Here is a 2,017-nt window from a genome sequence, read left to right as displayed (position 1 = left end):
GCGGACACCACCAGGCACGTCAGCTCGGGCCTCCGGAAGACCCCGTCGTCCTTCTACCCCACGTGACCGCCGACCGCCGTGCCCGTTCTGATCGGCTGGGTCTGATCCGGTGACATCGCCGGCACGTTGAGCCGGCGTGCCACCGCTTGGCAGGTCGCTGCTCGAAAGCTCGCTGCTGGGCGCGGCACTGCTCGGCACGTCACTCCTGGTGGAATCACCGCCAGGGGAGTCGCTTGCCGGGTTAGGGGCCTGTTCCGGGTGTCCGCTCGGGCCGAGGCTCGGCGGGTGGCTTGCGCTTTCAGACCGTCCTGGCGTGGCGCTTGGCTCGGGTGCGTTGCCTGGCGGACCAGCGCCGGCAGGCCGCAGACTCTCGACCTGGGCGCTCCCGATGGGCTCGCGAGCCCGACCTTCAGCCCAGACGAGGTCCGGTGTCTGACCTGCGTTCGCGTCCGGCCGGGCGGTTGAGCTCGGCCCAGCCGCGGAGCCGGGTCCGGCGGCTGAGCTCGGCGTGGTGGTCGACCACGGCCCGACGGCCGGGTTCGGCGTGGTGGCTGGGCTCAGCGCGGCGATGGGGTTCGGTGTGGCGGCCGCGTTCGGTGTGAACAGCGGGCTCGGCTCAGCGAGCGGGCTCGGCTTGGGAACCGGGTTCGGCGTGGCGGTCAAGTTCGGCCCGACGGCCGGGTTCGGTGCGGTGGCCGGGCTTGGTCCGGTGGCCGGGCTTGGTCCGGTGGCCGGGCCTGGCGTTGGAGGCGGCGGCTGCGATCGGCCGGCGACGACCACGAGAGGAGCTGCCGCCGGTATCGACGTGGTCGGCGCGGAAGTTGACGATCGGCCCGAGCCGTTCAAGGAACGACGGCCGCTCGCCGCGGCCTTGCCCGCCGCATTCGCGCGCAGCGCCGCCCGCCATCGGCTGCCGACCGCGGGCTCATCGCCGTTGAGTACCGCGGTGTCGGCGGGTGAACCGGTTGCCCCATCCGCGGCCAGGCGAGCGGCCTGAGCCGGCGTAGCGGGCCGCAGAGCAGGTGCAGCCGAGACCGGCGTAGGTGAGATCCCACCGGCTGCGGACGGTGCCGCAACGGGCGCGGAAGGAGCCCCATCGTGCGCAGGCGACGCCTTCTCCTCCGCGGGAGAAGCTGTAGCCGGCGCCGCACCGGAAGCAGAAGGAGCTGCGGAGGAATCCGAGGCAGAAGAAGGTGCCGACGCTGACGAAGCCGCGCCCGCCGCAGCGCGTGCCGGCGATGCCGCACCCGGAGCCGACGAGGGTGAGCTCGCCGAAGGACCGGAAGCAGGGCCGGGAGGGGTGGAAGCACGAGCGGGAGGGGGAGTGATCGACTGGCCCAGGCCGACGGGCGGGTCCAGCGGCCCTCCGGGAACCCCATCCGGAGCGGCGTCGCTCAGTCGCGGAATGTAAGCCGTCTGGGCGTCGCCGTCCGGTGCCCTGTGGCGGCCCGAATTGGGCACACCCTCGGCAAACTCGGGCGGACCGCTCACTGCGCCGCCCGAGCGGTCCGTAGGTCGCTCGACCCGTCGTACGCCCCCACTGTCACGTTCCTCTCGGTGGTTTCCTGATACCCGAGTCCGAAGTCGGCGACCGCAGTCTTGAACTCTTGGACGCCCTTCGCGGACTCCAACGCTCGATGCAGTGCTGGGGGTTCGCCGATTGCCGTGATCTTGAACGGTGGGGAGAAGACCTGACCGTGCAGAAGCAGCGTGTTGCCGACGCATCGTACGGCGCTCGTGCTGACGACGCGGATGTCCATGATCGTCATCGCCTCGGCCCCGCCGGCCCACAGCGCATTCACCACGGCCTGCACATCGCCCTGGTGGACAACGAGATCGTCGTTCCGCGGATCGTTCGGCCCGCCGTCGCCGGCCCGCCTCGACGAGTCGTTCAGCACCACCGTGAGGCCCGGGCCGCGCAGTGCGGTGAACCCGGCCGCGGCCTGCCGGCTGTCGGCCCGCTGCCGGGCCTCCTTCAGGGGCGCGTCGACCTCGGCCCCGCGGGCCTCTTCCCGGT

3 protein-coding genes are annotated in these 2,017 nt (G+C 72.2%); 2 read left to right on the top strand and 1 reads right to left on the bottom strand.

What is annotated here, in order from left to right:
* The first annotated feature begins 508 nt into the window (after positions 1 to 508).
* Positions 509 to 997 carry a hypothetical protein gene (locus AB0M20_RS40430; RefSeq protein WP_364306472.1) on the top strand — a complete coding sequence of 163 codons (489 nt, stop codon included), beginning with the start codon at positions 509 to 511 and terminating at the stop codon, positions 995 to 997.
* 196 nt (positions 998 to 1,193) lie between these two features.
* Complete coding sequence (locus tag AB0M20_RS40425; protein ID WP_364306470.1) at positions 1,194 to 1,328, top strand: hypothetical protein; 135 nt, start codon at positions 1,194 to 1,196, stop codon at positions 1,326 to 1,328.
* Between the two features lie 159 nt (positions 1,329 to 1,487).
* On the opposite strand, the gene AB0M20_RS40420 is transcribed toward AB0M20_RS40425, so the two are convergent.
* A partial coding sequence (locus AB0M20_RS40420; RefSeq protein WP_364306468.1) for a DUF881 domain-containing protein occupies positions 1,488 to 2,017 on the bottom strand: 530 nt, incomplete at its 5' end.

This window comes from Actinoplanes sp. NPDC051633, assembly GCF_040681735.1.
Taxonomy (GTDB): Bacteria; Actinomycetota; Actinomycetes; order Mycobacteriales; family Micromonosporaceae; genus Actinoplanes.
This window is presented reverse-complemented; position numbering and strand designations above follow the sequence as displayed.